General features: G+C 67.5%; 7 protein-coding genes. 5 read left to right on the top strand and 2 right to left on the bottom strand.

The genetic code is table 11. From position 1 onward, the window contains the following. The first annotated feature begins 134 nt into the window (after nt 1-134). Nucleotides 135-326, top strand: a complete 192-nt coding sequence (locus tag Ae331Ps2_RS29920) for a hypothetical protein (RefSeq protein ID WP_075329919.1) — start codon at nt 135-137, stop codon at nt 324-326. Between the two features lie 346 nt (nt 327-672). After that, complete coding sequence (locus Ae331Ps2_RS29915; protein ID WP_075329918.1) at nt 673-2,226, top strand: hypothetical protein; 1,554 nt, start codon at nt 673-675, stop codon at nt 2,224-2,226. 179 nt (nt 2,227-2,405) lie between these two features. Here the strand turns inward: Ae331Ps2_RS29915 and Ae331Ps2_RS29910 are convergent, their stop codons facing one another. Together Ae331Ps2_RS29910 and Ae331Ps2_RS31695 are read right to left on the bottom strand one after the other, a co-directional pair. Beyond that, a complete protein-coding gene (locus Ae331Ps2_RS29910; protein ID WP_139319284.1) occupies nt 2,406-3,602 on the bottom strand; it encodes a DUF2637 domain-containing protein in 1,197 nt (398 codons plus the stop codon). A 516-nt stretch (nt 3,603-4,118) separates the two neighbouring features. Continuing rightward, on the bottom strand, nt 4,119-5,084 hold the full coding sequence (locus tag Ae331Ps2_RS31695) for a helix-turn-helix transcriptional regulator (protein ID WP_139319283.1): 966 nt from the start codon (nt 5,082-5,084) through the stop codon (nt 4,119-4,121). Nucleotides 5,085-5,286: 202 nt separating this feature from the next. Between Ae331Ps2_RS31695 and Ae331Ps2_RS29900 the strand changes: the two genes are divergently transcribed. The 3 genes from Ae331Ps2_RS29900 to Ae331Ps2_RS29890 all read left to right on the top strand — a co-directional run bounded on the left by Ae331Ps2_RS29900 (nt 5,287) and on the right by Ae331Ps2_RS29890 (nt 6,572). Further along, nucleotides 5,287-5,595: a WhiB family transcriptional regulator gene (locus Ae331Ps2_RS29900; RefSeq protein WP_083696448.1), complete on the top strand. Its 309-nt coding sequence runs from the start codon at nt 5,287-5,289 to the stop codon at nt 5,593-5,595. Continuing rightward, the gene (locus tag Ae331Ps2_RS29895; RefSeq protein WP_139319202.1) at nt 5,592-6,002 is read left to right on the top strand and encodes a hypothetical protein; all 411 of its coding nucleotides are present in this window, start codon (nt 5,592-5,594) and stop codon (nt 6,000-6,002) included. The genes Ae331Ps2_RS29900 and Ae331Ps2_RS29895 overlap by 4 nt, the downstream gene beginning before the upstream one ends. 120 nt (nt 6,003-6,122) lie before the next feature. Continuing rightward, complete coding sequence (locus Ae331Ps2_RS29890) at nt 6,123-6,572, top strand: hypothetical protein (protein WP_139319282.1); 450 nt, start codon at nt 6,123-6,125, stop codon at nt 6,570-6,572. Nucleotides 6,573-6,595: the final 23 nt, after the last annotated feature.

The following is a 6,595-nucleotide window of genomic DNA, read 5'->3' as shown; positions in this document are numbered from 1 at the left end:
TACGACACCACCCGCGGCGTCATCCTCCAACCACTCACCGAATGGGAGAATGAGATAACTCACATACGCCGAGTTCATGGACCGACACCCGCGCCGGCGAACACGGCCGCTGCCGCTGCGGCGCCGGGCGCGTCATGACCAGCACCACGACCGTCCCGCCCGGGCTGCACTGGGCCGGCGGCGGCTACCACTGCCCGATCTGCACCCGCGACCCGCGGGCGTTGATGTTCGGAGCGGTCGAGGCGTTCGTCTGTCACGACTGCGCGACCTACTGGCTCACACCCACCAGTGACAAGGCCGACGCGGCGGCGGGGTGGGCGGGGTAAATGCGGGTGGACCAGCGAGTTCCTGGTGCAGACGGTAGCGGGCGAACCCATCGGGACCCGACCCGCTACCGTCTGCACTCAGTCCATGACTACGGCGCCCACACCTGAGCAGGAAAAAGCGTCGCAGTCACCGAGTGGCCAGTCAGCTTTAGCCCAGTGGCCGGGCCGACTGCCATCCTGACTCTGCAAGGAGACCAGTGAGAAGCACTGTAGCGATGCCCCGTCAGACAGTCGAGCCGGGGATCGACCTCGACCTCGACCTCGACCAGCGGTACTCCCGGGGGTCGGTGGCCGCTCCGTTTGTGCTCATTGACCTGGCCGCCCTCGTCTTGTTCGGGGGTGTGCGGTGAGCGCGGTGATGATGACCCGTCCGGTGGGGGGCGGCCATGACGGCCCTGGGTGGGACGGTGGGCAGTCCGAGGAGTACCGGGGTGGGCGGAAGTTCCCGTACTCGACGGTCGGTGACTGGGTGGCCCTGTCGGGGGTGTCCCCGCGGGCGGTGCAGGTCTATGTGTTGCTGCGGTCGTTCGTGAATACCCGCCGCGATGATGACCGGACCTGGCCGGGGCAGCGGCTGCTCGCCCGCGGGCTCGGGGTGCGTAAGGCGCACACGGTGAGTGCGGCGATCGCCGAGCTCGTCGCGGTCGGCGCGGTCGATGTCGAGGTCGTCACGACCGCGACCGGGCGCCGCAACATCTACACCGTCCATGAGGCGCCGCCGGATGGCTACACCGGCCTGAGCGGCACCCAGGAACTCATCGCGGTCCTCGCCGAGGAGGACGCCGCGGCGACCGCGCAGGCTCTCGCCGCGCGACCTGCCGGCCCGCGGCCGCCCGCGGCGAAGCCCGCCCAATCCTGCCCGGCGCCGAGCCGGGTGCGGCGGCGCGCAGCCACCGCCACAGGCCACGCCATACCCCGGTCCGGCCAAGAACCCTCAGGTCGGAGGGGGTCTGCCGAAAAAACGACACATCCCCCAAATGGGGGACCCTCCAAGTCGTTAGCATTGGGGGGGTATGCCGTTTTTTCGGCAGACCCATCTGCCGAAAAAACGGCAGAGAACGACCTGAAGTTGAACGACCCGAAGGGGGAGGGGGCGCGAGCGCGAGCGAGCCGCCCGGCTGAGCCGGTGGCCGAGCCGAGCTGTCCCCCCCTCCCCCAGAGCTCTCGGGCAGAGACGCCATCCGGACCTGGTTCGGAACCGAGCGTGGTCCAGTCGCCGGGCTCGACCACGAGCGCGGATGATGTTGGAGCGGCGTTGGTGAGTGAGCTGGGTGCGGTGACCACGGCGCTGGCTCAGATCGCTGCACAGCTGACGACAGCGCTCACCGTGGCGCCGACCGCTGTCCCACTCGGCGCTGCGCCCGCCGACCCGGCACTCGCGGCGTTGCCGGCCATCGCTGATGCTCCGGACCCGGACCGGGCCGAGACCTGGAAATGCTCGCGGCACCTCGCCGCACCCGACCCCTACGATCGGCCCTGTGGCGGCTGTGGAGCGGTCCGTAAGCACCACGAGGCACAAAGAGACCTCCGGGTCGCCCAGGCCGCGCAGAAACGATCTGAGGCCGCCCGCCAGGTCCGGGTCGCGCGGGACGGCTGCACCGACTGCGACGAGTACGGCTACATCCTCGATCCCGATACCGGGTGCATCAATGACTACGCGCTGCGGTGCCACCACGACGGCAACGGCGCCGCCCGGATCGCCCAGCACCGCCACCAGCTCGACGCCCAAGCGACGCCCGCCCGCCCCGCCGGGCGCAGCCCGGTCGCGCAAGGAGCAGTCGACACGATCCGCGCGCTACTCGCCGCCAAAGACACCCACCGGGCCACGCACCACGCTGACCAGGACGCCGACCAGCCGGGCCGACCGCACCCACCCACACCGAAAGCATGGACCCGCTGACCCGATGCGCCCACCAGCACCGCGGCGGCCACCACCGCTGCGCTGACCCGGACTGGGCATCGTCGTCGTGATGCTCACCATCACGACGACCTGACGCTGAACGATGACCTGACGCTGCCCGCCGCCGGGCTCTGCTTGACGGCCTTGGCCTGATGCCCGCCGACGGCGACGGACCTGGGTTACGCGAGCTGGCTGCTGCTGGTGCCCGTCAGCTGGCTCCCGCTGGCTAGGGACGCCCGCACATTCGATCGTGGCCCGGTGAGCTCGGCGCTGTTGAGGGTGTGCTCGGCCGGCGGGAGGATGCCGCGGTTGCGGAGGTTGCGCTTGGCCTTGGTCGCGGTCCGATGACCGTCGACGAGCCGGTCGACTTCGGCCAGTGACAGGTCGTTACCACGAGCCCAGGCATCGACGAACAGCGCTTCAGCTTGTCCCACCTTCGTCCGCACCGCCGTGCTCAACGCCGTCGCCGCGTACTCGCTGTGCTCGGTCACAGCGTCAGCGCCGGTAGGAAGATCGGGGACCAGGACCGGCAGGGGCGCGGTCACCTCAGGCTCTTCGGGCTGATGCTGAGCAGCGGGGGCCCGGCCCGGGTCGCGGTGCTCGTCCGGTCTTGGTGTCTGCGGTGCCGCGCTCAGGGTGGCTGCCGCGACCCGGTCGCCGGTGGCGGCCCCGCCGCCGACGGTATTCGCGGTGTCGCGGCGGGGGCTGCTGGTGGCCGGCGTCTTCGCGGATGCAGCACCCAGAGCAGCACCGGGCGTGATGTCACGGGATGCGGCGCGGGTGGGCCGGAGCACAATCGCGATCAATTCCAGACTGACCGCGAACGCTACCGGCGGGAACAACGCCACCATCCACGCCGCCACCGACGCCAACACCGACCCCGGCCGCACCCATTCACTCTCCGGGACAACAGAAGCGGCGTTCGCCAACAACGTGACGATCATGCCGAACGCGAACGCCGCCCACGGCCCGGCCCCGACACGTTCACCTCGAGTACGGCGCGACCACACCACCACCAACGCGGCGGCGAGGAGCCCGTCCACCGACAGCGGCAGCCAATACGCCAGAGCCGATCCGGGGTTGAACCGGGCCGCGACTTCCTGCAAATGCCAATACGACGCCACCGCCGCGGGCAGCCCCACAGAAGTAACCACGAGAACCGCGAGAACACGCGGCCACACCGACGCCCACAAATCCTGTGACCCACCGTCCGCAGTATCGGCGCGATCCGCGGCGCCCTCCGGACTCGACTGTTCCCGCTGGCCCCACAGTTCATCGACAGAACCGGACAAGGCGCTGTCGGGCGAAGTACCGCCAGACGTGGTGTCGTCAGACTCGGCGGCACCGCTGGTGGGCCTGAGTTCGTGAACAGTCATCACCGCTCCCTCGTCCCGACTGCACGCGCAGTGGTCGCGGTGACATTACACGACCCCCATCCAGACATGAATGCGCGCCGGTTTACGAGCAGCCATATTGCTGCCACAACCGAAAGAAGAACCAGCCACAGAAGATCAACGGCTCCGGAAAGGGCCACGCCCGGCCGCGTCTGCACAGAACCCAGCGACCTCACCCAGCGACCTCCCCACCCCGCCGTCTCGCCGGCACTACTCGGGGCGCTCGTGAGGGGGGGCGCTCGTGAGGGGGGGGCGCTCGTGAGGGGGGGGCGCGCCGATGGACTTACGGCCTGGGCATCGCTGCGGCCGAGCTGCAGCGTGGAAGAGCCGGCTCCAGAGCCACTGGCTTGCCTGCGTCACGCTCTGTACTTGTCCAGCAGGTAGACAAAGGACTGGACAAGCAGCTGGACTTCGGCGTCCTACGCGTGCGCGTACACGCGCACGCGTAGGACGCACACTAGCACCTTGACTCCGTTGTCCAGCTAGACAAGTGGGCGATCACTCGCCGTTACGGTCGACAGCAGAACTGGCCGTTTCCGGGCGACTGTCGCTCATCTCGCGGACTAGGCCCTCGATGAACTCGCACGCCTGGGTGCCACGCAAACTGTGACGCTGGTATGCCCTGAACTGGGCGATGTAGCGCGCTGGATTTTCTAGACGGTCCGATATCTTCCGTTTTGTGAAATTTATTGGCTCAGGTATGGCGATACTTGTTCCAGTTTCACTGGAAGGGAAGTGTACGCTGGTGCCAGGTTCGGGGACGAGATCCATTTCTACATCACTAGGAAGAATCGATAGGTCAATGTTTGGCTCAGTTGCCCTGGATGCAATCCACTTCAGCTGGGAGGTCATGATGGCCGCGCCTCCTACGCGCTGACGAAGCACGTGTTCAGCGACTACGAATTCAATATTATATTGAACGTGCTGGAGTGCGGCCTGTCGCGCAATCTGCATCGCTATTCGCTCCCTCACTTGTCGCTCCGCGAGTGAATATATCTTCACGAGAAGGTAGTGACTGTAATCAGGTGTCTGGAGGAGTTCAGGGAGGACCGAGAACTGCCAGACCAGGCTTCGTTTCGCCTCACGCTCAAGGCCAATATAATCGCCCCTATGCGCAGTCCATCCAGCAGCGGGCCCACCTTTCCAGGAAATCTTCTCGCTTAGAGATTTAGTGGCAAGATTCAGTAGGGGGGCAATTTCCTCACTCGGGGCACCTGTCGCTCGCAGCCAGTGCTCCACCTCTGCTATGGTGGCCTTGACCCTACCTGACTCGATGCGGCTAATTCGTGACTGATCACATTTTAGAGTGGCTGCGATGATATGGCCAGGGAGGCCCGATATGAGGCGGTGCCGACGAAGCTCGGCGCCCAGTGCAATCCGGGCACTAGAAAGCGGTGGAGTGCTCAAGTTTCCTCCCCTGTGTGAAAATTGAGGCGGCCGGGTGAAGGGTCTATTAGAGCGCATGGCGACGACGCCGGAGGCTCTGGCGGCTGTTTGACGTCGGGTGCGAGTCGCCCCTCTCGCGACCTTGACGCATCTACGCGCACCGTGCGACCATTGCCTTGCATTGCTTCAAGGCGTCGACATGGCGTCAGCGAGCCCTAGCGGGGATGCCACCCCGCCAGGGCTCTACAAGCAGCCCCCTAGGTGAAGGAGGCGACCTGCGATGGTCGAGCGTAGTCCTGTCTTTGACGATGATCCGGGACCTGTGGTCCCGGTACCGACTGAGCTGTCGGCCCATCCGGGCCGACACTGCCTGGGCGTCGACACCGAGGTGTTCTTCCCAGTCAGCGAGCTGGGCGTGTTGCAGGCCCGGCTGGTGTGCACCGGCTGCCCGGTCCGTGTCCTGTGTCGGGATTGGGCGAGCGCGACAGGCCAGGACGGCATATGGGGCGGCACCACCGCCACCGAGCGTGATACGACCCGGCACGCGGAGATCCGTGTCGCGGCGGCACGGCCGGCGGTGGCGGCATGACCGCACCTACCACCGCGACGGCTACCGAAAGGGCTGCTGCCGGCCCGGTGTCGCGGGCGCGGATCGCGCACACCATCCTGCGGCGAGTCGAGACCCAACGAGCCCAGTTCCTCACCGCTTACGGCCGCGCCACCACACCCATCGATCGAGCCACGGCGGCGCTGGCCGCGGTCCGCGCCGCGCTCCCGGCCGCAGTCACCCGCCCGCTGGCCGAATCGACCGAGATCAGGCGACGCCTGGAACAGATCACCGACGACCTCACCGACCTACTCGGCGAACTACACACCGCGCAGCAGACCGCGGCCGAGACAGCGATCCGGGCCAAACAACGCAACGCCGCCCGCAGCCAGGCTCGGCGCGAGCAGCGCCGCGCAGCGGTTCTCCCCGCCTCGGGCGGTGAGCGGTGATGCAGGTGCGTGGCCGGTGTGTGGTGTGCCGTCGTTCGATCGAGATCCCGCGCGATGGCGGTGTGCTGCCGCGGACCTTCTGCCGGTGCCGTCACCGGCAGAAGGTGGGGGGTGGTCGTCGTGCCACAACCGATCTCTGACCAGCAGCAGCAGGGCGAGGCCCCGGCGGAGCGGCCCGGCCTCTACGTCGTCGACGCGCCCGCTCCCGACAGGTCGAACCCGGACGGTCCCGACACCGACGACGACCCGGCCGCGGCGCTGGTGGAGCCGTTGGCGCCGTGGGACCAGCGCATCGCCCAGGCCGTCAGTGACCTCGTTGAGGCCCGGCCGCGGTGGAACCAGGTTCCGCCGTCGTATGCCCAGACCTGGGCCTACTCGCGTACCGGGGACTGGACCACCAGCAGTAACCCGCTGGTCCGCGGCGTGCACGCGGCGCTGACGCTGGCCGCCCTGGCCGTGGTGTTCCCGCTGGACTGGCTGGGCAACGTGATCCGGGACAAACCATCCGGGTTCATGATCACCGTTGTCGTTATCGGGCTGCTCGTTCTGTCTGTGTCGGGTGGTGGGTGATGTCGTGGTCGATGTTCATCCCG

The sequence above is a fragment of the Pseudonocardia sp. Ae331_Ps2 genome (assembly GCF_001932405.1).
Classification (GTDB): domain Bacteria; phylum Actinomycetota; class Actinomycetes; order Mycobacteriales; family Pseudonocardiaceae; genus Pseudonocardia.
The sequence above is the reverse complement of the archived record's forward strand: the minus strand, read 5'-3'. Positions and strand labels throughout refer to the sequence as shown.

Coding starts and splice junctions, on each gene's coding strand:
- Ae331Ps2_RS29910 (WP_139319284.1), bottom strand. CDS start 3,602: ATGACTGTTCACGAACTCAGGCCCACCAGCGGTGCCGCCGAGTCTGAC.
- Ae331Ps2_RS29895 (WP_139319202.1), top strand. CDS start 5,592: ATGACCGCACCTACCACCGCGACGGCTACCGAAAGGGCTGCTGCCGGC.
- Ae331Ps2_RS31695 (WP_139319283.1), bottom strand. CDS start 5,084: ATGCGCTCTAATAGACCCTTCACCCGGCCGCCTCAATTTTCACACAGG.
- Ae331Ps2_RS29920 (WP_075329919.1), top strand. CDS start 135: ATGACCAGCACCACGACCGTCCCGCCCGGGCTGCACTGGGCCGGCGGC.
- Ae331Ps2_RS29900 (WP_083696448.1), top strand. CDS start 5,287: ATGGTCGAGCGTAGTCCTGTCTTTGACGATGATCCGGGACCTGTGGTC.